The organism is Tardiphaga sp. 768_D3_N2_1 (assembly GCF_052076105.1).
Classification (GTDB): Bacteria; Pseudomonadota; Alphaproteobacteria; order Rhizobiales; family Xanthobacteraceae; genus Tardiphaga.
Genome location: NZ_CP197245.1, coordinates 3,380,286 through 3,404,197, shown reverse-complemented (window position 1 = coordinate 3,404,197; position 23,912 = coordinate 3,380,286). Strand labels below are relative to the sequence as shown.

Annotated in this window: 22 protein-coding genes; 13 read left to right on the top strand and 9 right to left on the bottom strand. The window is 60.4% G+C overall.

Annotated elements, in window-relative coordinates; genetic code table 11:
- Positions 1–54: 54 nt before the first annotated feature.
- The gene (locus AB8A27_RS16135) at positions 55–1,269 is read right to left on the bottom strand and encodes an NADP-dependent isocitrate dehydrogenase (protein WP_441242760.1); all 1,215 of its coding nucleotides are present in this window, start codon (positions 1,267–1,269) and stop codon (positions 55–57) included.
- 204 nt (positions 1,270–1,473) lie between these two features.
- Positions 1,474–3,198 (bottom strand): carbamoyltransferase C-terminal domain-containing protein, encoded by a 1,725-nt coding sequence (locus tag AB8A27_RS16130; protein ID WP_441242759.1) that lies wholly within the window; start codon positions 3,196–3,198, stop codon positions 1,474–1,476.
- 324 nt (positions 3,199–3,522) lie between these two features.
- On the opposite strand from AB8A27_RS16130, the gene AB8A27_RS16125 reads away from it, so the two are divergent.
- The 5 genes from AB8A27_RS16125 to AB8A27_RS16105 all read left to right on the top strand — a co-directional run bounded on the left by AB8A27_RS16125 (position 3,523) and on the right by AB8A27_RS16105 (position 8,720).
- Entirely contained in the window at positions 3,523–4,737 is a 1,215-nt protein-coding gene (locus tag AB8A27_RS16125; RefSeq protein ID WP_441242758.1) for a TrmJ/YjtD family RNA methyltransferase, read from the top strand.
- A 107-nt stretch (positions 4,738–4,844) separates the two neighbouring features.
- The gene (locus AB8A27_RS16120) at positions 4,845–5,660 is read left to right on the top strand and encodes an isocitrate lyase/PEP mutase family protein (protein ID WP_441242757.1); all 816 of its coding nucleotides are present in this window, start codon (positions 4,845–4,847) and stop codon (positions 5,658–5,660) included.
- Positions 5,661–5,705: 45 nt separating this feature from the next.
- The gene (dcm, locus tag AB8A27_RS16115; protein ID WP_441242756.1) at positions 5,706–7,058 is read left to right on the top strand and encodes a DNA (cytosine-5-)-methyltransferase; all 1,353 of its coding nucleotides are present in this window, start codon (positions 5,706–5,708) and stop codon (positions 7,056–7,058) included.
- The gene (locus tag AB8A27_RS16110; protein ID WP_441242755.1) at positions 7,051–7,542 is read left to right on the top strand and encodes a very short patch repair endonuclease; all 492 of its coding nucleotides are present in this window, start codon (positions 7,051–7,053) and stop codon (positions 7,540–7,542) included. Before dcm ends, AB8A27_RS16110 begins: the two co-directional genes overlap by 8 nt.
- A complete protein-coding gene (locus AB8A27_RS16105; protein WP_441242754.1) occupies positions 7,503–8,720 on the top strand; it encodes a type II restriction endonuclease in 1,218 nt (405 codons plus the stop codon). The genes AB8A27_RS16110 and AB8A27_RS16105 overlap by 40 nt, the downstream gene beginning before the upstream one ends.
- A gap of 5 nt (positions 8,721–8,725) precedes the next feature.
- Here AB8A27_RS16105 and AB8A27_RS16100 read toward each other — a convergent pair whose 3' ends face one another.
- A complete protein-coding gene (locus AB8A27_RS16100) occupies positions 8,726–9,610 on the bottom strand; it encodes a hypothetical protein (protein ID WP_441242753.1) in 885 nt (294 codons plus the stop codon).
- 110 nt (positions 9,611–9,720) lie between these two features.
- Between AB8A27_RS16100 and AB8A27_RS16095 the strand changes: the two genes are divergently transcribed.
- Positions 9,721–9,951, top strand: coding sequence for a hypothetical protein (locus AB8A27_RS16095; RefSeq protein ID WP_441242752.1), 231 nt, complete (start codon positions 9,721–9,723; stop codon positions 9,949–9,951).
- Positions 9,952–9,965: 14 nt separating this feature from the next.
- Here AB8A27_RS16095 and AB8A27_RS16090 read toward each other — a convergent pair whose 3' ends face one another.
- Positions 9,966–10,673, bottom strand: coding sequence for a hypothetical protein (locus AB8A27_RS16090; RefSeq protein WP_441242751.1), 708 nt, complete (start codon positions 10,671–10,673; stop codon positions 9,966–9,968).
- Positions 10,674–10,954: 281 nt separating this feature from the next.
- On the bottom strand, positions 10,955–12,856 hold the full coding sequence (locus tag AB8A27_RS16085; RefSeq protein WP_441242750.1) for a sigma 54-interacting transcriptional regulator: 1,902 nt from the start codon (positions 12,854–12,856) through the stop codon (positions 10,955–10,957).
- 172 nt (positions 12,857–13,028) lie between these two features.
- On the opposite strand from AB8A27_RS16085, the gene AB8A27_RS16080 reads away from it, so the two are divergent.
- From AB8A27_RS16080 to cynS, 4 genes are all read left to right on the top strand, one after another.
- Positions 13,029–14,408, top strand: coding sequence for a CmpA/NrtA family ABC transporter substrate-binding protein (locus tag AB8A27_RS16080; protein ID WP_441242749.1), 1,380 nt, complete (start codon positions 13,029–13,031; stop codon positions 14,406–14,408).
- Between the two features lie 182 nt (positions 14,409–14,590).
- The gene (ntrB, locus tag AB8A27_RS16075; protein WP_441242748.1) at positions 14,591–15,430 is read left to right on the top strand and encodes a nitrate ABC transporter permease; all 840 of its coding nucleotides are present in this window, start codon (positions 14,591–14,593) and stop codon (positions 15,428–15,430) included.
- A gap of 5 nt (positions 15,431–15,435) precedes the next feature.
- The gene (locus tag AB8A27_RS16070) at positions 15,436–16,323 is read left to right on the top strand and encodes an ABC transporter ATP-binding protein (RefSeq protein ID WP_441242747.1); all 888 of its coding nucleotides are present in this window, start codon (positions 15,436–15,438) and stop codon (positions 16,321–16,323) included.
- A 30-nt stretch (positions 16,324–16,353) separates the two neighbouring features.
- Positions 16,354–16,842, top strand: a complete 489-nt coding sequence (cynS, locus tag AB8A27_RS16065) for a cyanase (protein ID WP_441242746.1) — start codon at positions 16,354–16,356, stop codon at positions 16,840–16,842.
- A gap of 108 nt (positions 16,843–16,950) precedes the next feature.
- Here cynS and AB8A27_RS16060 read toward each other — a convergent pair whose 3' ends face one another.
- A complete protein-coding gene (locus tag AB8A27_RS16060) occupies positions 16,951–17,943 on the bottom strand; it encodes an O-methyltransferase (RefSeq protein ID WP_441242745.1) in 993 nt (330 codons plus the stop codon).
- Entirely contained in the window at positions 17,940–19,322 is a 1,383-nt protein-coding gene (locus AB8A27_RS16055) for an ATP-binding protein (RefSeq protein ID WP_441242744.1), read from the bottom strand. The genes AB8A27_RS16060 and AB8A27_RS16055 overlap by 4 nt, the downstream gene beginning before the upstream one ends.
- A gap of 127 nt (positions 19,323–19,449) precedes the next feature.
- On the opposite strand from AB8A27_RS16055, the gene AB8A27_RS16050 reads away from it, so the two are divergent.
- Both AB8A27_RS16050 and AB8A27_RS16045 read left to right on the top strand, forming a co-directional pair.
- Entirely contained in the window at positions 19,450–20,541 is a 1,092-nt protein-coding gene (locus tag AB8A27_RS16050) for a DNA cytosine methyltransferase (RefSeq protein WP_441242743.1), read from the top strand.
- Between the two features lie 5 nt (positions 20,542–20,546).
- Complete coding sequence (locus tag AB8A27_RS16045) at positions 20,547–20,990, top strand: very short patch repair endonuclease (protein ID WP_441242742.1); 444 nt, start codon at positions 20,547–20,549, stop codon at positions 20,988–20,990.
- Here the strand turns inward: AB8A27_RS16045 and AB8A27_RS16040 are convergent.
- Both AB8A27_RS16040 and AB8A27_RS16035 read right to left on the bottom strand, forming a co-directional pair.
- Positions 20,987–21,463: a hypothetical protein gene (locus tag AB8A27_RS16040; protein WP_441242741.1), complete on the bottom strand. Its 477-nt coding sequence runs from the start codon at positions 21,461–21,463 to the stop codon at positions 20,987–20,989. The genes AB8A27_RS16045 and AB8A27_RS16040 overlap by 4 nt on opposite strands.
- Positions 21,464–21,947: 484 nt before the next feature.
- A complete protein-coding gene (locus tag AB8A27_RS16035) occupies positions 21,948–22,613 on the bottom strand; it encodes a hypothetical protein (protein ID WP_441242740.1) in 666 nt (221 codons plus the stop codon).
- Positions 22,614–22,831: 218 nt separating this feature from the next.
- Here AB8A27_RS16035 and AB8A27_RS16030 point away from each other — a divergent pair, with 218 nt between their 5' ends.
- The gene (locus tag AB8A27_RS16030) at positions 22,832–23,896 is read left to right on the top strand and encodes an alpha/beta fold hydrolase (RefSeq protein WP_441242739.1); all 1,065 of its coding nucleotides are present in this window, start codon (positions 22,832–22,834) and stop codon (positions 23,894–23,896) included.
- Positions 23,897–23,912: the final 16 nt, after the last annotated feature.

The window sequence follows — 23,912 nt, the reverse complement described above, 5'->3', positions numbered from 1 at the left end:
CGGGCGCCTGAGACAGCCCGGACTTCAACTCATGCAGTCAGGAGCGGGCGGAAATCAGGCCGCCAGCGCCTTGGTCAGGTTTTCCGCGACCTTGTCGAGGAAGCCCGTGGTCGAGAGCCAACGCTGGTCGGCGCCGACCAGGAGTGCGAGATCCTTGGTCATGTAACCGGCCTCGACGGTGTCGACGCAGACCTTCTCGAGGGTCTTGGCGAACTTGGCCAGCTCGGCATTGTTGTCGAGCTTGGCGCGGTGCGCGAGGCCCTGGGTCCAGGCGAAGATCGACGCGATCGAGTTGGTCGAGGTTTCCTTGCCCTTCTGATGTTCGCGATAGTGGCGGGTCACGGTGCCGTGGGCGGCTTCGGCTTCCACAACCGAACCATCCGGCGTCAGCAGCACCGAGGTCATCAGACCGAGCGAGCCGTAGCCCTGCGCCACGGTGTCGGACTGCACGTCGCCGTCATAGTTCTTACAGGCCCAGACATAGCCACCCGACCACTTCATCGCCGCGGCGACCATGTCGTCGATCAGGCGATGCTCGTAGGTGATCTTTGCAGCGTCGAACTTGGCCTTGAACTCGGTGTCGAAGATCTCCTGGAAGATGTCCTTGAAGCGACCGTCATAGACCTTGAGGATCGTGTTCTTGGTCGACAGGTAAACCGGAACGCCACGGGTCAGACCGTAATTCATCGAGGCGCGGGCGAAGTCGCGGATCGAATCGTCAAGGTTGTACATGCTCATCGCGACGCCGGCGCCTGGAGCCTGGAACACTTCGCGCTCGATCACCGTGCCGTCTTCACCAACGAACTTCATCGTCAGCGTGCCCTTGCCCGGGAACTTGATGTCGGTGGCGCGGTACTGGTCGCCGAACGCGTGGCGGCCGATGATGATCGGCTTGGTCCAGCCGGGGACCAGACGCGGAACGTTGTTGCAGATGATCGGCTCGCGGAAGATCACGCCGCCGAGGATGTTGCGGATCGTGCCGTTCGGCGACTTCCACATCTGCTTGAGATTGAATTCCTTCACGCGCGCTTCATCGGGGGTGATGGTGGCGCACTTCACGCCGACGCCGTACTTCTTGATCGCGTGGGCGGCGTCGATGGTGACCTGATCGTCGGTCTTGTCGCGGTATTCCATCCCGAGGTCGAAATACATCAGGTTGACGTCAAGGAACGGGTTGATCAGCTTGTCCTTGATGTACTGCCAGATTATCCGGGTCATCTCGTCGCCGTCGAGTTCGACGACGGGGTTGGTTACCTTGATTTTTGCCATGGGAGATCGGGCCTTTAGCGCGTTGCGGGAGGGGTGATTTGTAGGGGGGCTATAGCACCGCGCAGGACCCGGCGAAAGCCGGGGCGTTATGCAGTTTCGGCCCAATTTCGAGCCCAAAACGCAGGCGGTTTTTGCTTAAAATGCAGCCTGCGCCGCGGTGCCCGCCGCCGCCACCTACCACGTCACCGGCAGGCTGCCGTGCCGTTACGCCTGATCGCGCCGGTACAGGCCGCCCGTGGTCACCAGGAAGTCGATCCGCCCGTCGAGCAGCGCCCGCAGCGCTTCGTCCGGGCTGTTGACGATGGGCTCCTCATGCACGTTGAAGCTGGTATTGACCAGCACCGGCAATCCGCTGGCCTCTGCAAACCCCTCGACAATGTCGTAATAGAGCGGATTGTCCGCGCGCGCGATCACCTGCGGCCGCGCGGATCCATCGACATGGACCACGGCGGGGATGCGATCGCGCCATTCCGGCCGCACGTCGCAGGCGATGGTCATGTAGCGGCAGGCGCGCGCATTGACGGGATTGACGTCGAACACGTCAGCAGCGCGTTCGGCGGTGATCACGGGGGCGAACGGCATGAATTCGGACCGGCTCAGCCGTTCGTTCAGGAGGTCGTGGGTGCCGCGCCTCGCCGGATTGGCGAGGATGGTCCGGGCGCCCAACGCGCGGGGGCCGTATTCCATCCGGCCGTTGTAGATCGCGCCGATCTCGCCGGCCACCAGCCGCTTCACCGCGCCGTCGACCGGCGCCTCATTGGTGCGGCGAATCCCCGGGGTGGCTGCGATACCGGCGTCGAGCCCGGCCTGAAAATCGCGGCCGAGATAGACATTGCCGAGATCGCGGCGGCGGCCCAGCCATGGCACGAGGCCGTCGCGCTGCATCAGGTAGGACAGCGCCCCGCCGACCGGCAGGCCGTCGTCGCCCATCGCCGGGAAAATGAACAGTTCATCGATCGGCAATTGCTCCGCGAGCAGGCGGTTGAGCTTGACGTTGGCGAACACGCCGCCGGACAGGCCGAGATGCCGCGCCGGATGCCGCTGCAAAAGGCGCTGCAGCGACAGCAGCATGGTGTCTTCCAGCACCTTCTGGATCGACGCCGCGAAATCCTCCCGGCCGGCCTGTTTGGCCAGCCGGCGCATCAGCGCGTTCATCTGGTGATAGCTGCGAAAGCCGGACTGGATGCGCCCGTCCGGGGCGACCGAAAAATACCCGGCGATCGTATCGGCCGCTGTCGGTTTCCCCATGGCTGCGAGCCCGGTCAGCTTGCCCTCGTGCCGGTTGGGCCGAAATCCGAGCGACTTGGTCGCCGCGCTATAGGCACGGCCCAGGCTGTCGACGGGATTGGGCAGGAACAGGCAGGTGTCGTCGCCATAGAGCGTCGTCAGGCGGCCCTCGGCGAAGTGCCGGTAGCTGTAATTGACATTGTCGCCGCCGCCATCGGCCGTCACCAGCAGGGCATCCGGCCACGGACTGTAGAACAAAGTGGGAAGCGCATGCGCTTCGTGGTGGTTGTAAAAATGGACCGCGGCATTGTCGCGGAAACCGCCGTCGCGCCGCCACGCCGGGGCATCGAACACGTCCTCCGCCCGCGGCGCGCGGTAGCGATGCTGCTCGGCGCCGAGCAGCAGGCGGTCCTTGCCGACCCGGCTGCGATACTGCTCGTGCAGCCAGCGCAGGCCGCCGAGGCGGGGGAAGTAGGCCTTGGGAAACATCGCGCGGCTAGCGGCGACGACGTCGACATCGCGCCGTGTGGCACCGGCGATCGACAGCACCTCGTCGATGGCCGCATCGGGGTGGACGCTGCCATCGCTCTTGCGCCGGGTCAGTCGCTCCAGCGCGATGGCGGCCTTCAGATCGTAATCTTCGAAAATGGCGACGGCGGCGTCATGGACGCCGGAGTGAACGCTGAGGATAAGCTGAGGCATGAAGGCTGTATGGTCGTTCCCGGGAGTGGCACACTACCTGCCCCCTGCTGCGACCGGCAAATCACGAGCGCGCGGCCGGGAACTCGTCTTCATCCGAATCATGAGGCGGCAGACAGGCGACGTCTGGCATCCGCCGGCAATTCGTCGTAGGGCTGCATCCAGAATCGCCCCCGAGGGCGGGTTATTTGCATCCAGATACCCGGCTAAGTCCCTTGTATCGCTCAATAATGTGGCGATCATCGAGGGCGCCGGATGAGGTGTTGAATCAAAACCTTCACGGGTTGATTCAAGACCTTCACAGATTGAATCAGAAAGTGAAGTGCGATGTCCGGTTCAGGCACCGACTCTACCAAGGCGCATACCGACCTCGTCGGCCCCGTTGTCATCCTCGTCGAACCGCAGCTCGGCGAGAACATCGGCATGTGCGCCCGGGCCATGGGTAATTTCGGCCTGACCCGGCTGCGCCTCGTCAATCCCCGTGACGGCTGGCCGAATGTCCATGCCCGCCGGGCCGCCTCCGGCGCCGACCACATTCTCGAGAAGGTCAAGCTGTTCGACACCGTCGAGCAGGCGGTCGCCGACTGCACCTTGCTGTTCGCCACGACGGCCCGCGCCCACGATCAGGCCAAGCCCGTGGTCGCGCCCGAGGCGGCCGCCGCCGAGACCATCGCCCATGTCGCCCGAGGGGCGACCGCCGGCATCCTGTTCGGCCGCGAGCGCTACGGACTCCAGAACGAGGAGGTCGCGCTCGCCAACCGGATCATCACCTTCCCGGTCAACCCGGCCTTCGCCTCGCTCAACCTCGCCCAGGCGGTTCTCCTCTGCGGCTATGAATGGTTCAAGCAGGCGACTTCCAACGCGCTGCCCTATGCGATGCCGGAGCGGTCGGAACCGGCCTCCCAGCACCAGATGACGGCGTTCTTCGACAACCTTGTCGGCGAGCTCGACAAGGTCGAGTTCCTGCGCCCGCCGGAAAAGCGCGACACCATGCTGGTCAACCTGCGCAACATCTTCAGCCGGATGGAGCCGACCAAGCAGGACATGCACACGCTGCACGGCGTGGTCATGGCCATCGCCGAGGGCCGCAAGGGGCCGGCCAAGGGCGGCGTGCTCGACGGCGAACAGGCCACCCGGCTGCGGGCGCTTTTGGCCGAACACGGCAAGGCCTCGTCGCCCCATGAGAGCGGCACCGTCCGCGGCCTCGCGCGCATGCTCCGCCGCAACCCGACCGATGCCGAGCGGCTGCTGTGGGACGAGCTTCGCGCCGACCGCCGCTTCGCCGGCCAGTTCAAGCGCCAGACCCCGGTCGGCCGCCACATCCCGGATTTCGTCTCCTTCCCCGAGCGGATCGCCATCGAGCTGGTCAATCCCGGCGAGACCGAGGTGATTGTCAGCGACCGCGCCACCCGGAAGGCCTGGCTGGAAGAGCGCGGCTACCGCGTGATCGCGATGCGCGCCGAGGACGTGACATCGGACATCGCGCCGGAGCTGGACCGGCTGGAAGGGCTGCTGGCGAGCGGGATGCCGGGGCAGGGCTGATCTGCATAAGGGCGACCTGAAACCGGGTGGCGCTTTGCGCGATCCGGGCTACCAACGACATGACCAGCCGCGATCAACGCGGCGGTCGAAACAACGGGAGACGATGAATGACCATCTCCACCGCCGAGAAGCGCGCCAATTTCCGCAAGCTCCACGAGGCCGGCTGTTTCGTGCTGCCCAATCCCTGGGATGTCGGCAGCGCCCGCTATCTCGCGCATCTCGGCTTCAAGGCATTGGCCTCGACATCGGCCGGCTATGCCTGGTCCACCGGCCGCCCCGACAACAAGGTCACATCAGACGATGTCATCGAGCACCTCGCTGATCTCTCCGCCGCCACCGACCTGCCGGTGAATGCCGATTTCGAGAACGGCTTTGCCGATGACCCCGCAGGCGTCGCCGCCAATGTCGCCCGCGCGGTGAAGAGCGGCATCAGCGGCCTGTCCATCGAGAACTCCACCGGCAAGGCCGACAAGCCGCTCTATGACGACAAGCTCGCCGTCGAGCGCATCAGGGCCGCTCGCGCCGCCATCGACAGCGTCGATCCCGCGGTGATGCTGGTCGCGCGCTGCGAAGGTTTTCTGCATGGCGAGCGCGACCTGACAAAGACCACGGCGCGCCTTGTCGCCTTTGCCGAGGCCGGCGCCGATTGCCTCTATGCGCCGGGCGTCGCTTCGGACGAGGAGATCACCACGCTGGTGAAGGCGCTCAGTGGCAAGCCGCTCAATGTCCTCACGGTGCAGCCGACCATGACCGTGCAGCATCTCGCCAGCCTCGGCGTCCGCCGCATCAGCGTCGGCGGCGCACTGGCGCGCGTGGCCTGGGCGGGGTTCATGCAGGCGTCGCAGGAGATCGCCGGGCAGGGGACGTTCACGGCGTTCGCGAATGGGGCGAAGGGCGGGGAGCTGAACAAGGTGTTTGGGTAGCAACTGTAGCCCGCAGAAGCGGAGCGATATGCGGGAAAGTCGGGCGTGTCGGAACGCCCGGACGAAAAGCCGGTGGACGACGCGCGGAAAATAGAACATAATGAGAACATACATTTGTTCGGCGGGAATCTGTGTGTCATTTTGCGAGTCATTGACACAGAGATTCGGGGGATCGGTGAACGCATGCTGACCAAATTTACGCAATTACATCAGCTTGCTGGCCTGTCCTTCGACGAGGCTATTGATCTCATTGGAGTGTCTGCCAGTACCGGATACCGCTACCAGTCCGGCAAGGCCAATCCGAAAGCTGCCGCACTGAAGCTGTTGGAAGATGCCGCTGCGGCCCGGATGGAAAATACTCCCGGCTGGTTTCGCTTCATCGACCTGTTTGCCGGCATCGGTGGGCTGCGAAAAGGGTTCGAGCACATCGGCGGCCGTTGCGTCTTCACCTCCGAATGGGACGAGAACAGCCAGAAGACCTATCGCAACAACTTTCCGGACAACCATGAGATCGGCGGCGACATCCGCAAGTTCTCCGAAAACCCGGACCTGATCCCGCATCACGACGTGCTGCTCGCTGGCTTTCCTTGCCAGCCCTTCTCGCTAGCAGGTGTTTCCAAGAAGAATTCGCTTGGACGCCAGCACGGCTTCCTGGACGAGACGCAGGGCACGTTGTTCTTCGACACAGCCCAGATCATCAAGCACCACAAGCCGGCAGCCTTTGTACTGGAAAACGTGAAAAACCTTGAGAGCCACGACGGCGGCAAGACCTTCAAGACAATCATGAAGGTGCTCACCGATGACCTAGGATATCACGTCCAGTCCCGTATCATCAGCTCAGAGTCATGGGTACCGCAGAAGCGTCAGCGTATCTTCATCGTGGGGTTCCTTAATCCGACGACGTTTGATTTCAAGGCGTTGCAGGTGCCGCCGCCCGAGAATGGTCCCAAGCTCGGAAGTATTCTTGAGGAGGATGTTGATCCGAAATACACTCTATCCGTGAAGCTCTGGGAATATCTTCAGAACTACAAGAAGAAGCACGAAGCCGCAGGAAATGGCTTCGGTTGCAGCGTGTTCGGGCCGAATGATGTCACTCGTACGCTGTCCCAGCGCTATTACAAGGACGGTTCGGAGATACTTGTTGAGCAGAAGGGCAATCGCCCGCGCCGGCTGACACCGCGGGAATGTGCACGTTTGATGGGTTTCGAAGAGAAGGGCGGTACGCAGTTCAAACTGAATGATGTGTCAGATACTCAACTCTATCGGCAGTTCGGAAATGCCGTTGTCGTGCCGGTGGTCAAGTTCGTTGCAACGGGTTTGAAGCCACATATTATCCAAGCCGTTAGCAATAAGTCCGCGGTGCCCGACGCACCGCCTCTCATTGCTGCTAATGGCTGACGTCGTCTCCCCGGAAGTTCGCAGCCGGATGATGTCCGGAATCCGGGGAAAGAACACCAGGCCCGAGATCATCTTGCGCAAGGCTCTCCACGCGGAGGGCTTTCGCTTTCGTATCCACGCGTCACTGCCTGGCAAGCCGGATATGGTATTCCCCAAATGGAAGGCCGTGCTTTTCGTCCACGGCTGCTTCTGGCATGGCCACAAATGTCACCTGTTCAAATGGCCGAAGACTCGCACGGAATTCTGGCTGGCAAAGATCTCCGGCAATATCGCTCGCGACGAGCGCAATATCGCTGCCCTTTTGGATAACGGATGGCGGGTTGGTATCGTTTGGGAGTGCGCGCTGAAGGGCCGCACCCGGCTTGACTCTGACCTCGTAATCAAGCGGTGTTCGACGTGGCTGAAGTCAAACAAGAAGCGGTTCGAGCTTGCTGGGGATGAAGAATGCGCCGGGGTCTCCTCTCCGACTACTTTGAAGGGGTAGCTGTCAAACGTTTGAGTGCTGTCGAGGCCGACCCTGAGAGATCGCACCAGCACGAATTCCAGGGCGGACACATCCGCAAACTCATGGGCGATGATGACAGGCTAAAATTTCCTGCCCGCTTCATCTGGTTGAGTGACGAGCAGGAAGGCATAACCGAGGACAGCGTCGTTAGTTGGTACGATTCCCGTCGTAAACAGCCTCACCGTTCCGCAGAATATCGCCTCTACTATTATGAAAACAGCATCACCGCGCTGATGTCGGAGGGCGACACCTTCTTTCTGGCGATGCGGCCGGACGGTTCCGCGCTGATCATCATCACGCGCAAGGACAGCACAATCCAGAGCCAGTTGATTTACCTGTTCGGGCTGGACGAACAGCCTGACCTGACATTCAGGGTCAAGGAGATCCCGGAAGATCAGTCATCCCGTCTAGACTTCGCCGCACGCTATATCCTGGATGAGATCGGCATCGATGCCGAGGAGCCGGAATCCGAAAAACTCGATATGATCCTCGAACAGTTCGGGTCCGTCTTTCCTGCTACGGCTGAGTTTTCGAAGCTGGCGCGAGATTCCCTCAAGGACGTGGATGTTCGTGACAATGCCGATGCTGCGTTGATGGCGTGGATTGAGCGCGAAGAACTTCTGTTTCGGCGGCTGGAGCGCCGCGTAGTCGCCGATCGACTGAGAGCTGGTTTCTTGGCAGATGCCGTGCCCGACGTGGACGGCTTCATCGCCTTTTCACTCAGTGTTCAAAATCGCCGCAAATCACGGGCTGGAAAATCGCTCGAGCACCATGTTGCGGCACTGTTCTCTGCGAGGAAGCTTAAATTCGAGCGCGGTGCCGAGACCGAGCACCGCAACAAGCCGGACTTCCTTTTTCCGGGGCATGCCGCATATCACGATGAGGCATTCAAGTCAGAGAATCTGACAATGCTGGGCTCCAAATCCACATGCAAGGATCGATGGCGACAGGTGTTATCGGAGGCGCAACGCATTCCCCACAAGCACTTGCTCACCCTAGAACCGGGCATTTCCGAGAATCAGACTGATGAGATGAAGGCGAAGCAACTCCAACTTGTTCTGCCTGCCTCTCTGCATACAACCTACCGTGAAGCGCAGAGAAGCTGGCTGATGAACGTCGAAGACTTCGTGAAGGTCGTTCAGGCTAAGCAGTCATGAGGCCCTTAGAGGTCGAAGCTAGACCGACCAACGACACGGCGCATATCTTCGCCAAAAATGCTCAAGGGCCTGTAAAGTGAAGTGCCGTTAAGATTGACAGCTCTTACTTCATCACCGTCTGCCTTGAGCTTGGCAAATATCGCCTCATGTGTCGTGTCTGGAAGATAGATGGCCGTGAATCCCATACGCTTGAACAGCAGCATCCGGCTCTTGGTCCAGAATTCTTTGGCCTCCTTGAAGAAGCCAAATCCGATGCCTTCGATGCTGTTCGCGGAATACAAAAGACGCTCACGCGCAGCTTCCGTTTTCACCGAAATAAGCAGGTTGGTCGGCGCGCAAGGAATTAAGATGTCGCCCAACGCCTGAAGGGCGCGCATCTTGCTCTCGTTAAGTAACATGTGTCCCGGTGAACGCCATACAGGCCATCCATCCTCATCTAGCGGCATGCGAGGAACACCCTCATTCTCCAGCACTTCGCTGCACAGCATTTCCATGACTGTGCCGCCAATTCTGCATCCTTCAATGGGCGGGAATTTGAACGTCTCTTTCTTAGGATATTGGACTAGAAAAGCATCGTAGACATTGGAAGCATTGATGGTCGTGCCCAGCGTAATCTCGCAAAGATGTACGATAGCCTCCGCTGTCGCTGGCACATCGATCTGATTGAAAAGACACGGGCACAAATGAAGCAGTCGGCTGACTAGGGCTTGATTCGGAACTGGAAGCGCTTTCGCGACCGGGACAGATGTAAGAGCGCCGAAATCAGCCTTAAGAGCCGCAAGTAGAACGGGCTTGTCGTCCTTTCTTGCTTTCAGCTCCGGTGAATCGACAACTTCGTCCCAACTCGCGGCTCCTTGCCCATTTGGGCAATACGGATGCAGACATTTCATGGCGCTCTCCCCCATTGAGCACCTGATAGGCGATTCACGTTCTCACATGGAGTCTAGACATGCTGTCCCGGCTCGGTGCTGATTGACAACACTAAGAGAAGGAAAGGACAATGGGCTACATCGCGAAGCAAAGCGAAATGAAAGAATACCTTAGCAACGCCGAGCGTCCTTCGGGCTCATGCGACCTCCGTCTCGTGCTGAATGATCTTGAAATCGTTTGTGGCCGATTGGCTGAACTTCACGGTGATACTTCGGCCGGGATTGATCTCGTGCTCGCGCAGATTGCGTCGGCCTGCGGGGCTACTCATCAGCTTCGGGCTACTGCGGGCTCGTCTTTGTAATGTACCGCAGTCGTCTATCGCCTCCTCCTCGGCCCCCTCGGCCGTAGCGCCGGGTGGTCCCGCTCCGGCGGCGTATGCGCGTCTTCCAGCAGGGCCATGGCTTCATCGGGGATGCGGTCGATATTGACGCCGCCCCGGCGCATTTCCTTCAGCGCGGTGCGGATCGCGGTGTCGCGGTCGATCCAGTCCTGGCCGGTGCGCGCCGGCGCATCGGGGTGGCGGCGCGGGCGGCGGTTGCCCATGGCTTCCAGCCGCGCCATCTTCACCACCTGCATGGCCTGGATCAGCCGGTCGAGATCGACCGTGGGGCTGTTCCACAGCTCAAGGACGCAGCGCTCGGCCAGCGCCTGCAGCTTCTCGCGCAGCACGCGCAGCTTCAGCCGGCGGCCGGCGCGGGCGCCCCGCAACGTATCGCTGGCCACAGGCGCAAAGGGGTGACGCTGCCAACCGCCCTCGCGGGCCCAGCGCCCGACGGTGCTGTGGGTCGCGCCGGTCCTCGCCGCGATCTGCTTGTAGGTCAGCGTGGTCTCCTCGATCAGGCGGCGCACCGCGGCGACCGTGGCATTGGTGTGCAGCCGCTTGCAGCCCTTGGGGCGGCCGCCCGGAACGGGTGGCGGTCCGTTGTCCACATCATCAGTCACCCGCAGGCGCGCCACCGGGTCCGCGGAGGAGTCGATGACGCGGATCCTGGTGTCGAAGAGCGGGACGAGGGGATATGGCATGGCAGGGAATATAAACCCATTTGCGAGAAGTGCAAGTGGGGCTTCACTTAACCTCTCCCCGCTTTTTGCGGGGAGAGGTCGCCGCGTCTTCGCGGCGGGTGAGGGGCGGTCGCCGGTGCTGCGGCATGCACGGGCTCTCGGGTCGGAAAGTATCGATGGGATGGTGCGATCCGAGAATGGTTCTTCGCCGCATCGCTCTTGCCATGCCCCTCATCCCACCCTTCTCCCCGCGCAGTGCGGGGAGAAGGAGCGCGCCGCCGGTGCGCCGTCTCGGCTGAGTGTTAGCCAGCCCGCTCGCGCGTCGCTTCGATCCCCAGCGCCTTCATCCTTGAAGCCAGTGTCGTCGGCTTAATATCGAGCAGCTCCGCAGCACCACCCGGCCCGAACACCTTGCCCGAGGTCGCCTGCAATGCTGCGAGAATGTTGCTGCGCTCGTGATCACGCAGTTCGCTCGACGTCATCACCGCCGGTCGCGCATCCGTCTTGCTGCGGCCAATGCCCGACGCAGTTTGCGGCCCCGCCGCATCTGGCAGGTCGATCCGCAGCCGGCCGTTCTGCGCCAGGATCACCGCGCGCTCGATGACGTTCTGCAATTCGCGCACATTGCCTGGCCAGTCGTAGCGCGACAGCCGGCGTGCATCGCCTTCGGACAGGCGCAGATCGGATTTCAGCTTCTCGCTGAGCAGGAAGTGCTGCGCGAGCAGGGGAATGTCCTCGCGGCGGTCGCGCAGCGGGACGGACTCCACGGGAAACACGTTGAGCCGGAAATACAGGTCCTCGCGAAACCGTCCGCGCGCCACTTCCTGCTTCAGGTTGCGGTTGGTCGCGGCGATCACGCGGACGTCGACCTCGCGCGTGCGCTCCTCGCCGACGCGTTCGAAATTGCCTTCCTGCAGCACGCGCAGCAGCTTGCCCTGCAGCTCCAGCGGGATCTCGCCGACCTCGTCGAGAAACAGCGTGCCGCCATTGGCGAGTTCGAAGCGGCCGATGCGGTCGCGCACCGCGCCGGTGAAGGCGCCGCGCACATGGCCGAAGAATTCGCTCTCGAACAATTCGCGCGGGATCGCCGCGCAATTGACGCGGATCAGCGGCCGGTCGCGGCGGCCGGAGGCTTCGTGGATCGCGCGCGCAATCAATTCCTTGCCGGTGCCGCTTTCGCCAGTGATCAGCACGGCGGCGGTGGTCGGCGCCACCAGCTTGACCTGCCGCAGCGTCTTCTGGATCGCCGCTGATTGCCCGATGATGCCGCGCGGATTGGTCTCGATGCGGATTTCCTCTTGCAGGTAAGCGTTTTCGAGCTCCAGCCGCTCGCGCAACCGATCCACTTCGGTCAGCGCCGCATGCAGCTTTTCATCCGCCTCGCGGCGCTGGCTGACATCGCGAAACACGATGACGGCGCCCACCACCATGTGGCGGTCGCGGATCGGCGTCGACGTGTATTCGACCCAGACCGGCGTGCCGTCCTTGCGCCAGAACACCTCGTTGTCGACATTGTGGATCGCACCGTCGCGAAACGCCGCATAGATCGGGCAGTCGTGATCGGGATAGTGGCTGCCGTCGGCGTGGCTGTGATGCATGATGGCGTGGATTTCGCGGCCGACCAGTTCCTCGGCGGTCCAGCCCAGCATGCGTTCGGCAGCGGGATTGACGAAGGTCGCCTTGCCCTCGGCATTGACGCCATAGATGCCTTCGCCGGCGGCGCGCAGGATCAGCTGGTTTTCACGTTCGATATCCTGAAACACCCGCTCGACGCGCTGCCAGGCCTTGAGCCCGTCATGCATGTAGTCATCGGCATCGGCGTCGACATGGCGGCGTCGGCGCTCCTCGAGATTGCTCATGGTGAGCACGATCAGCGTGCGCTCGCCCTGTGGAAGGAGCGCGCCGGCATATTCGAGCTGCAGTGGCTGGCCGGTGGCATGGCGCGGCGTCAGCGTGCGGGTCCAGTAGCTGCCCTTGGCGAGCACCGCCTGCGTGAACACGATCAGCGCCGGCAATTGCCCGGCATGCAGCGCGCTGATCTTGATCTCGCGCAGCGTCATGCGGTCATAGCCGAGCAGGGTGCAGGCCGCCGGATTGGCGTCGATGATCGCGTCGGCATGGGGATCGAGCAGCAGGCTGGGCTCGATCGCGTAATCGAAGGCGATGGCGCGGATATCGGGCTCGCGGGTCAGCCGCTCGGCCATCTCCATCTCTGGTAAACTCCGAAAATTCGTAATGCTGCTACGAATTTTCGTGTAGCACGAAATCTCGTGATGGCCAATCCATTGCGGAAATCCCTGCGGCACTTGGGCATTTCGGCAGCGGCGTGGCTGGCACACTCCTTGAATACTCCCTGGGATCACCGGAGGAGGTCTCATGTCCACATTCGACAATCCGTTCGATCCGAACCGCCGGCTCGCCGGCTGCGCTTGCGGCCAGCATGTCAGCCAATCAGATCATGAGGCCGCCTTGCGGCTGCAGTGCGATGTGCCTGCGAGCGAGGACAAACGCTATGAGGGCGTCGTCGCCTCGGCGGTCATGCGGGCCGTGTTTCCGAAAGAGGTCGCGCGCCGCGCCTTCCTGAGGTCGGTCGGTGCGTCGTCGGCGCTGGCGGCGCTGTCGCAGTTCTTCCCGATCAAGACGGCGACCGAAGTGTTCGCGCAGGGCGCGGGCAAGCTCGAGAAGACCGATCTCAAGGTCGGCTTCATTCCGATCACCTGCGCGACGCCGATCATCATGGCCGATCCGCTCGGCTTCTATAAAAAGCAGGGGCTCAATGTCGAAGTGGTGAAGACCGCCGGCTGGGCGGTCATTCGCGACAAGACCATCAACAAGGAATATGACGCCGCGCATATGCTGGCGCCGATGCCGATCGCGATCTCGCTGGGCCTCGGCTCGCAGCCGATCCCCTACACCGTGCCGGCGATCGAGAACATCAACGGCCAGGGCATTACCCTGGCCATGAAGCACAAGGACAAGCGCGACCCGAAGGACTGGAAGGGCTTCAAGCTCGCCATCCCGTTCGACTATTCGATGCACAATTATCTCTTGCGCTACTATCTCGCCGAACATGGCATCGATCCCGACACCGATGTGCAGCTGCGCTCGGTGCCGCCGCCGGAAATGGTCGCCAATCTGCGCGCCGACAATATCGACGGCTTCCTTGCGCCCGACAATATCTGCCAGCGCGCAATCTATGACGGCGTCGGCTTCATGCACATCCTATCAAAGGAAATCTGGGACGGGCATCCGTGCTGTTCGTTCGCCGCTTCGAAGGAGTTCATCACCACCTCGCCGAATTCCTTTGCCGCGCTGACGCGCGCCATCGTCGACGCCACGGCCTATGCCTCGAAGGCCGAGAACCGCAAGTCGATCGCGGAAGCCATCGCGCCGGCCGCCTATCTCAACGCGCCGCCAGTGGTGCTGGAGCAGGTGCTGACCGGCACCTATGCGGATGGACTCGGCGGCATCAAGACCGATCCGAAGCGCGTCGATTTCGATCCGTTCCCGTGGCAGAGCTTCGCGGTGTGGATGATGACCCAGATGCAGCGCTGGGGGCAGATCAAGGGCGACGTCGACTACAAGACCGTCGCCGAGCAGATCTATCTCGCCACCGACACCGCCAAGGTGATGAAGGAGATGGGCCTCACGCCGCCGGCGACGAGCTACAAATCCTTCGCGGTGATGGGCAAGAGTTTCGATCCGGAAAAGCCGAAGGATTATCTGGCCAGCTTCAAGATCAGGAAGGCGACGTGAGTCGATAAGCCTCCACCAACTCCGCATGTCGTCCCCGCGAAGGCGGGGACCCATAGCCTCTGAGGAAGAGATGCAGAATGTCGGTGAGTACTGCGTTTCACATGAGAGTTTGGCGGCTATGGATCCCCGCCTTCGCGGGGATGACAGCCGGAGTATTGGGCGACGTTGAAAGAAACAACTAGATGACCACATCCCTTCGCTTCCGCGCCGCCGTCGTCTCCATCGCGCTATTCCTCGCCTTCATCGGCGTGTGGCACCTCGCCACGCGGCAGACGGCGAGCACCACCACCATGTCGCCGGAATACGCAAAATTGATGGGCATCACCGCAACATCGGGCAAATCCGCGATGCCTGGCCCGTTGGACGTTGGCGTCAAGCTCTGGGAGCACCTGAAGCGGCCGTTCTATGACAACGGCCCGAACGACAAGGGGCTCGGCATCCAGCTCGCTTATTCGATCGGCCGCGTCGGGCTCGGCTATCTCATCGCGGTCATCGTTGCGATCCCGCTCGGCTTCCTGATCGGTATGTCGCCGCTGATGAACAAGGCGCTGGATCCCTTCATCCAGGTGCTGAAGCCGATCTCGCCGCTCGCCTGGATGCCGCTCGCGCTCTACACCATCAAGGACTCCTCGCTGTCGGCCATCTTCGTGATCTTCATCTGCTCGGTCTGGCCGATGCTGCTCAACACCGCCTTCGGCGTCGCCGCCGTGCGCAAGGAATGGATCAATGTCGCGCGCACGCTGGAAGTCGGCACCTTCCGCCGCGCCTTCACGGTGATCCTGCCTGCGGCTGCGCCGACCATTCTCACCGGCATGCGCATCTCCATCGGCATCGCCTGGCTCGTCATCGTCGCCGCCGAGATGCTCGTGGGCGGGACGGGGATCGGTTACTTCGTCTGGAACGAATGGAATAATTTATCGATCACAAATGTGATTATCGCGATCTTGATGATCGGGATCGTCGGCATGTTGCTCGATCAGATATTAGCGCGCTTCACCCGCATGGTCACGTTTCCGGAGTGAATGCGATGACGAACAAATTCATCTCCATCGAGGGCATCGCCAAGCGCTATCCGCAGGCGTCGGGCGGCGCCACCACGATCTTCGAGGATCTCTGGCTGTCGATGCCCTCGGGCGAATTCGGCTGCATCATCGGCCATTCCGGTTGCGGCAAGACCACGGTGCTGAACATCCTGGCCGGGCTGGATGAGCCCTCCGAGGGCACCGTGATCGTCGATGGCCAGGCGATATCAGGCACCAGCCTCGACCGCGCGGTAATCTTCCAGAGCCACGCGCTGCTGCCGTGGCTGACGGTCATGGGCAACATCGCCTATGCGGTGTCGTCGAAATGGCGCAAGTGGGACAAGGCAAAAGTCCGCGCCCATGCGCAGACCTATATCGACAAGGTCGGCCTCACGGGTTCGGAGCACAAGCGGCCGTCGGAACTGTCCGGCGGCATGAAGCAGCGCGTCGGCATCGCGCGCGCGCTGTCGATCACGCCAAAAATCATGCTGATGGACGAGCCGTTCTCGGCGCTGGACGCGCTGACACGTGGGACGCTGCAGGACGAGGTGCGGCGCGTCACGCTGGAGACCGGCCAGACCACCTTCATGATCACCCATGACGTGGATGAGGCGATGTATCTCGCCGACAAGATCTTCCTGATGACCAACGGCCCCGGCGCCGTGCTGGCGGAGATCGTCGAGAACCCGCTGCCGAAGGATCGCTCGCGCATCGATCTGCACAAGCACCCGCATTATTACGCGCTGCGCAACCACATCATCGATTTCCTGGTGACGCGCAGCAAGACGTTCACCGCCACCACGCCGCACCATGATCCGCGCCACGTGCCGGTGGTGCGGCCCGCTTTCACCGAGGCGCCAACGATGCCGTCTCTCACCAGCGCTGTGCGCTAACAAACTGCACGAAGCCTAAGGAGAACCATCATGCTGCGATCCGACCTCACCGAAAAGCTGCTCGACATCAAGCGCGAGAAGGAATGGACCTGGAAATATATCTGCGAGCAGATCGGCGGTTATTCCGACGTGCTGATCGTCGGCGCCATTCTCGGCAACATGAAGCTGACCAAGCCGCAGGCGGCCAATGCCGGCGAGCTGTTCGGCCTCTCGAAGAGCGAGACGGCGATGCTCAACGAGATCCCGATGCGCGCCGAAAACGTGCAGATGCCGCCGCAGGATCCCCTGATCTATCGCTTCTACGAGATGGTGATGGTGAACGGCCCGGCCTGGAAGGCGCTGATCGAGGAGGAATTCGGCGACGGCATCATGTCGGCGATCGATTTCGACATGGTGATGCAGCGCATCGCCAACCCCAAGGGCGACCGCGTGCAGATCACGATGTCCGGCAAGTTCCTGCCGTACAAATATTACGGCGCGTCGGGCAATGTGCCGGAATATGGGTTCAAGGAGGGGTAGGAGCTGCGGGCGCCTATGAGCCGCGAATGGGTTCGTAGTCCATCGCGGCTCTTAATTGTCAGGAAGTATAAAATTTCAAAGGGCATTTCTAGGTTTCCGGAACTGGGTTTAGTCTTCCACGTTCCGAAATTGCGGATAGTAACGATGGAGCAGGCGGTAGCTTTTAATTGCCGAAAGCGAAAGCTCTTCATCCACGGCGGGTAGAAACCTTAAGCCCGAAAGCATGCGCTTGGCGCCGCGATGAAGGTTGGCGTCAAGACGGTATTGCTCCTTCAAAGAGAGCAGCGGTGCCTTAATCTGTGTGATGTGCCTCCAACCTGCGCATGTAAATTTCCACTTGTTGACTTGTGTAGTTGGAAACGTCTCTTTCTCGTTGGTGTCTTGTACTGCGCATGTAATCGTGAGCATGGGCGTTCCGTCGCTATATGACGTCACCAATAACGGTACAAAACGCAAATTATTAGCAAGTCCTTCGGCAGCGCTGGCTGCCAACTCGAAGCTTAACGCTAGTGCCGATGCGAGCTCATCTTTCGAAATCGCAGTGAGATGCGTTGGCATATATTCGGCTATTTGAGCTCGCAGCAATTCGGCGCGATACTCTGCTGGCCCCGATGATCCATTCTTGTTCCAATCTTCGACTTTCAGTGTTCGCGGATCGGCATTTAACGTAATCCGAAAGATGTCGCCATGACGCAATCTCGTCATGGTTTGTATGGCTTCCTGAAGTTGTGTGCGGCGATCGGGTGTCGTGTAGTCCAGCCAGACAATGACGTTCTCCTTCGAGGGAAAACGGGCCATGATCGAATCGATCTCTGACGGTAGATCAGCGCTATTCATTTCGACGCAAATCGTTCCGCCCGTGGGGCGATTTATGCGTTGCCTCGCTACTTCATTCGGGTCGATGTCGAATGAAAAGAGGGCTTGAACGCCGAGCTTGCTGTACATGGCGTGATGGTCGATCAAGTGCCGGCCGCCCATCGATACGTAAATGTATTTTTCGATGCCTCGTGACGCCAAAGTACGTGAAAGAAGCTCGACGAACAGTTGTCTATCGACAAACTTGTTTGGACGAAGCTGATAGGGGATATCCGCCCCACTCATTTTTTAGACGCCTTCAGCATACGATCGAAGCATTCTTGGCCGACGTTCGAAGGTTTCTCGTCCGGTTCGCCGAATAGGTGGGTCGATACTTTTCGAACAACGTCTTCTTTTCGTGTAAACGAAATACGGCGCATGGGATTGCGTTTTTCTGGGATCGGGAGTCCTGCAGAAAGCTTCCTTGCTGTCTTGTCGCCGCGAACGGCGGTGCCGTGTTTCGCAGCTAAGGCAACCTCGGTTCGCACATCCTGTCGTTTGGCTTCGCCGAAGAATTTGCTGGCTTCGTCTTCCATCCCTTTCCACTTATTTGTGAACTCCGTGCACTCTCGGAGTCCTTCCATGCAGAAGCGTCGCGCGTGGAGAAAGAGATCAGTGCCTACGTCCAAGTCGCGTTTGGTAGTTGATATCGGTAATTTCTCTGGATGGTCTGTAGAGAAAATAATGAAGCCTGCGATGCCTCGAAATTGGGGGTGGTATTTGGGAACGCCACCGTCTCCCCATCCAGTCTTGATCGTAATGTCGTTCAAAAGAACTAGGCGGTCATTGCAGATCACGGAGATGCCCGCTTGTTCGGTTTCATGAGGTCGTTCCGCTTCTTCATCTATTTCTTCGATACGGACGAGTGGACGGTAGAAGCCAACGGTCACTCGAATATGGACGCCATCATCGTCCGACTCAAAGTCGTAGGGCCGGATCCCAATGTGCTTTGGAGAATTGGTCGAGAATAGTTGCAATGTACGAGGGCGCAAAGCTTCGCCATTTACATGGATGGAAAAGCCTTTTTGTATCAAGTAGCCGAAATGTTCGGAGATCGCGGTGCGTAGGCCATTTATAAAAGTCGCATTTCCAAATTGGCGGGCTACGTCCGGCCGCAATGTAGGGATGACGACCGTAACGCCCTTCTGCTTTTTATTGCGTACAGTTTCGATCGGTAGATCCCATTCATCATTTTCCGGATCCAGCCAGTCTCTCGTGTAACTAACATGGAAGGCGCCGTCGGCAGCGTAGGACTCTACAGATGCTTCTTCACCGATCTTGAATATCGCGCGTTTCATGCCGATGCCGTACATCCCGATTGTTGGGATGTTTTGCTCGACTTTGGGGCGGCCCAAAAGGAAAGCGTCCTTTATCGCGGCTTGCGGGATGCCGCCACAGTTGTCCGAGATATCGAAGGACTTATTTGAGAGTGTTAGATGGGCGATGTAGCCGTCGTAGGGCCTCGCGCCTTTTAGTTTCCCCTTCAATTGTCGCGTGGCGCCATCCACGCAATTGTCGATCAAATCGAGAATCGCATCTCTCAATTCGATGTCTCTAGTGAGCATTGATACGAAGAAGCGTTTGGTTGGTCCCCCCCAAATCGTTTCGCCAAGCGGTTCCGCCATCGTGCTAATTGTCCCCAAGAATGTTGCAGTGCAGCAAAAATAATCCCGTGTGTTAGGTCTGTATCGCGCTACTCTGGTTGATAAATTCGCTATCAGTCCGGGAGATCATCGGGTCAGGAATGAATTCGTGCAAGAGCAACCTCGGATTGTCGATCTTTTTTCTGGTTGCGGCGGATTTTCCTTGGGCGCGCATGCCGTTGGTCTAGGGCCCACATTGGCATTCGATGTCGATCCTATTCTGACCTCTTCATTCTCGCTAAATCATCCGCATGCGCGCTTGAAACTCGGCGACCTATCAGCTGTGATCGGAGCTGACATCCGCCGGGAGATTGGCGGCCGAGTTGATGGAGTATTCGGTGGCCCGCCTTGCCAAGCGTTCAGCTCGATCGGTCATCGTAATGCGAACGATCCTCGACGTAACCTTCTTGGGCACTTTTTCCGCTTGGTAGCAGAACTTGAGCCGGCCTTTTTCGTAATGGAGAACGTGAAGGGGCTTGGATATGCTGACGCTCGTCCCGTTCTCGATGCGGCGCTTAGCTTGCTGCCCGGTAGATACAAGATTTTGGGGCCGCTCGTGCTGGATGCTGCCGACTTTGGAGCTGCAACACGCCGTCCACGATTGTTCGTGATCGGTTACGATCCTGACCGCGTCGGTGCCATTAGTGAAGCAGATGTAGAAACAAAAAAGCTAAAGCCCACTACCGTTCGTGCAGCAATTTCCGATCTCGCGACGGCTGTTCAGATCGAGAACGACGGGTTGTTTGATCTTTGGAAAATCAAACAACCGGGGCGGCCGAGCGACTATGCAGCCGGACTTCGAGCCGAGGAGGGAGTATTTACTGGTCACAAGCGAACAGCCCATACTCCCGAGGTGATCAAACGGTTCAAAAAAGTGGAACAAGGGGGTGTTGAAGCGATTGGCCGCCATCCTCGCCTGAGTTGGGGTGGTCAGTGCCCGACTTTGCGGGCTGGTACTGGCAATGATCGTGGATCGTTTCAATCAGTGCGTCCCCTTCATCCGGAAGAGCCGCGCGTGATTACAGTTAGAGAAGCGGCAAGACTTCAAGGCTTTCCGGACCATTTTCGCTTTCATCCAACTGTCTGGCACAGCTTTAGAATGATCGGGAACAGCGTGTCTCCGATAATGTCAAAAGCCATATTCTCTTTGATCGCCGAGCGTATAGATAGAAAGATAGGAATGCAGGTCGCAGCGGAGTAGGGATATTGGTAGATCGGCTAACGCCAGCGCGGCGGTCATGGCTGATGTCTCGCGTAAAGGGGAAGAATACGACACCTGAAGTCGTCGTAAGAAAGATTGCTCACTCTTTAGGCCTCAGATTCCGCCTTCATCGGAAGGATCTTCCGGGTACGCCGGATCTCGTGTTTCCCAAGTGGCAAACGGCAATTTTCGTTCATGGTTGTTTTTGGCATCGACATCCCGGGTGCTCAAAGGCGAGCACTCCTAAAACTAGAGTCAGATACTGGCAGGAGAAATTTGACGCCAACGTGAGGCGCGACAACAAGAACATAAGGTTGTTGCGCAAACAGGGGTGGTCGGTGCTTACGGTTTGGGAATGCGAGACAAAAAATCTCGAGAGACTTGGAAGCAAGTTGTCTCGAGCATTTAGGAAGAGGGCTGCGTCTCGTTCAAGCGCCTGGGAAGCTTAGATCTTCCAGCGCGGCACGTAGGTTTGAACGACGATACATTCGCGCTGCTGCCCTTGCCGTTCGGGAAAGACCAAGTACATTCCGCCCGGTAGCAAGGGTCGGTTCGGAACGGGAACCTCTTCCGTCGTAGCCATGCTTTTCCGAATTCCATATTCGCATTCGGCCAGTATCAGATATGCCTGTTCGATACGCGCACCGGGGAAGTCCGCCCAATCATAGCCTTGCATTCGCTTGAAGCACGTAAGTACTTCATCGCTTAAGAAGTAGAATTCTTCTCGTGTAAGACCGCGTTCGACTGCGTCATCCGTAAGGATGCTGTAGAGCCGCTCCATCTTATGGAGTTTTTCTCCATTTTGTGCATCTACAGGCAGGCCCAAATCGGGTCGCCCATTAAAACCTTCGTGCATCTCTTTGTGACAGGAGGTGCAGAGCGTTATGCCGTTTCCGGTTTGAAACTCTGCTGCCTTCAGCAAGGATTTGCGACAGATATGGTGTGCGGATAATCGAAGGCGCGAGTGGCAGTCGACGCAACGGTGTCCGTCGCGCTCGCGAATGAACTCGCTCCAATGCCGCAAGCATCGTTCGCGGGAGGAGCCAGCCGCGATGGCGGTATGGAGCCTTCCCAACTTTGTCGAAATCATTTGGACGTCGGTGGTATCGCTATTTCGCAACTGCGCCCCCGAATAGAAGGTAATTTAGGAATAGCACTTCAGTATTGGGGAAGCGAGCGATGCGTCACCAGCTTCGCACAGCAAGACCGATCAAGACACCGCCACGCCGACGCTGCCGGGCGCGGTGATCGATTTCTATCTGCCGGTGGAGGTGTGAGGGGCTCCGTCCTCTCCGCGTCATAGCCGGATAGCGCGAAGCGAGCTTCGCTGGATGTTCTGGTCATCTACGCCTTCTTTGCGTGAGGCCAGGACGTGGATATCAGGGAAGCCCGCGCATGACGGCGCGCTAATATCGCCGGCTGCCCCGCGGCCGCAGGGCCGGATGATCCCATTCCGGCGGCGTATGCGCGGCTTCCAGCAGCGCCATCGCGTCGTCCGGAATCTGTGTCACATCGACACCGCCGCGGCGCATCTCCTTCAGCGCGGTGCGGATCGCAGCGTCGCGCTCCATCATCTCGCGGCCGGTGCGCGCGGGCATGTCGATGTGGCGGCGCGGGCGCCGGCGGCCCATGGCCTCCAGCCGCGCCATCTTCACGACTTGCAACGCCTGCATCAGGCGATCGATGTCGACATCGGGCTGCGCTTCCAGCTCGCGCACGGCGCGTTCCGCCAGTGCATGGAGCCGCTCGGCGAGTTTTCGCAGTTTGAGTTTCTGCGAGGCGCGGGCGGAGGGCACGGTGTCGGTGGCGCGGGGCGCGAAGAGCGGGCGCTTCCAGCCGCCGTCGCGGGTCCAGCGGCAGATCGAGGCGCGGCCGACGCCGGTTTGCTTGGCGATCTCGCCATAGGTCAGCACCGTCGTCTCGATCAGGCGGCGTACCTGCGCGCATTTGGCATCCGCATGCGGCCGCCTGGAGCCGCGCACGCGCGGGCCGCCCACAAAGGCATCCGGCGCCTCGGGCTCATCGGGCGTGACGCGGAGGCGGAGGATGGGGCCGAAGAAAGGATGGGTCATGCCAGAGAATATATACCTAGTTCCGGATTGTGCAAGCCGGGCGCGTTTCGCCGGCTTTGCCACTGTCCGTCGCCACGGGTGGCGTGGGGGCGCGCATCCGGTCACTTGGCTGCAGCTGTGATGGCGCGATAGGCTGCCGCACGCCGGTCGTGCCTGCCCCGCAGAGGCATGGTCGGCGCGATGCGGAGGACACCCGGCGGGACCAGCAGGGGGACGCCATGGCCAGTGTCGATTACCTGATCACCGCGCGCGGCATCTCGGGCGCTGCGTTCAACGAGAATGTCGGCACCATCCGCTATCTCAGGGTGCCGTCCAATGTGGCGATCCCGACGCCGGCGATGGCGACATCCAGCAAGACCGATCTCGCCAAATGGGTGAAGGAGGTCCGCGACATCGCCGATGGTGATCCCAACCAGAATTCGATCAGCGTGGCCGGCGACATCCTCGTCTTCATCCACGGCTACAACAACGATCTCGACATCATCATGAAGCGCCAGCGCCAGCTGGCGAAGGATCTCAAGGCCGAGGGGTGGAAGGGCCTCGTCATCGGCTTCGACTGGCCGAGCGACAACGAGACGCTGGCCTATTGGCAGGATCGCTCCAAGGGCGCCGAAGTGGCGGTGAAGCTGGTGAGCGATTGCATCACCGTGCTGGCGCAGGGGCAGGAGAAGGACTGCGTCACCAATGTCCATCTGCTCGGCCATTCCACCGGCGCCTATGTGGCCATGGAAGCCTTCGTGCAGGCGGAGAAGGACGGCGCGCTGTTCAAGAGCAACTGGCGCGTCAGCCAGGTCGCCTTCATCGCCGGCGACGTGGCGTCGTCGAGCCTGTCGGTGAATGACTCCTGGTCGGGGCCGATGTTCAAGCGCATCCTGCGGCTGACCAACTATTCAAATCCCTATGACAGCGTGCTGGCGGCCTCCAATGCCAAGCGGCTCGGCGTCGCGCCGCGCGCGGGCCGCGTCGGCCTGCCGGCGGATGCGCATCCCAAGGCCACCAATGTCAATTGCGGCGACTATTTCGCCACGCTCGATCCGAACAAGAGCACGTTCTTCGGCGACTTCACCCATTCCTGGCACATCGGCAACCGCGTCTTCGCGCGCGACCTCGCCATGACCCTCGAAGGCGCCATCGACCGCGACGCGATCCCGACACGCGCGCTGGTCGGCGGCGCGCTGGTGCTGCAGGACAAGCCGCGGCCGAAATTCATGGCCGGTTGGGGCATCAAGGCCGCCGCCACCCGCGGCGGCGCGCCGCGCGACGGGACGGGCGTGCTGAGCTAGCGCCGGGAGCGGGGGC

Coding starts and splice junctions, on each gene's coding strand:
- AB8A27_RS16035 (WP_441242740.1), bottom strand. CDS start 22,613: ATGACCCATCCTTTCTTCGGCCCCATCCTCCGCCTCCGCGTCACGCCC.
- ntrB (WP_441242748.1), top strand. CDS start 14,591: ATGACCACATCCCTTCGCTTCCGCGCCGCCGTCGTCTCCATCGCGCTA.
- AB8A27_RS16085 (WP_441242750.1), bottom strand. CDS start 12,856: ATGGCCGAGCGGCTGACCCGCGAGCCCGATATCCGCGCCATCGCCTTC.
- AB8A27_RS16100 (WP_441242753.1), bottom strand. CDS start 9,610: ATGAAATGTCTGCATCCGTATTGCCCAAATGGGCAAGGAGCCGCGAGT.
- AB8A27_RS16135 (WP_441242760.1), bottom strand. CDS start 1,269: ATGGCAAAAATCAAGGTAACCAACCCCGTCGTCGAACTCGACGGCGAC.
- AB8A27_RS16105 (WP_441242754.1), top strand. CDS start 7,503: ATGCGCCGGGGTCTCCTCTCCGACTACTTTGAAGGGGTAGCTGTCAAA.
- AB8A27_RS16090 (WP_441242751.1), bottom strand. CDS start 10,673: ATGCCATATCCCCTCGTCCCGCTCTTCGACACCAGGATCCGCGTCATC.
- AB8A27_RS16055 (WP_441242744.1), bottom strand. CDS start 19,322: ATGGCGGAACCGCTTGGCGAAACGATTTGGGGGGGACCAACCAAACGC.
- AB8A27_RS16120 (WP_441242757.1), top strand. CDS start 4,845: ATGACCATCTCCACCGCCGAGAAGCGCGCCAATTTCCGCAAGCTCCAC.
- AB8A27_RS16060 (WP_441242745.1), bottom strand. CDS start 17,943: ATGAGTGGGGCGGATATCCCCTATCAGCTTCGTCCAAACAAGTTTGTC.
- AB8A27_RS16110 (WP_441242755.1), top strand. CDS start 7,051: ATGGCTGACGTCGTCTCCCCGGAAGTTCGCAGCCGGATGATGTCCGGA.
- AB8A27_RS16080 (WP_441242749.1), top strand. CDS start 13,029: ATGTCCACATTCGACAATCCGTTCGATCCGAACCGCCGGCTCGCCGGC.
- AB8A27_RS16030 (WP_441242739.1), top strand. CDS start 22,832: ATGGCCAGTGTCGATTACCTGATCACCGCGCGCGGCATCTCGGGCGCT.
- AB8A27_RS16130 (WP_441242759.1), bottom strand. CDS start 3,198: ATGCCTCAGCTTATCCTCAGCGTTCACTCCGGCGTCCATGACGCCGCC.
- cynS (WP_441242746.1), top strand. CDS start 16,354: ATGCTGCGATCCGACCTCACCGAAAAGCTGCTCGACATCAAGCGCGAG.
- AB8A27_RS16095 (WP_441242752.1), top strand. CDS start 9,721: ATGGGCTACATCGCGAAGCAAAGCGAAATGAAAGAATACCTTAGCAAC.
- AB8A27_RS16125 (WP_441242758.1), top strand. CDS start 3,523: ATGTCCGGTTCAGGCACCGACTCTACCAAGGCGCATACCGACCTCGTC.
- AB8A27_RS16070 (WP_441242747.1), top strand. CDS start 15,436: ATGACGAACAAATTCATCTCCATCGAGGGCATCGCCAAGCGCTATCCG.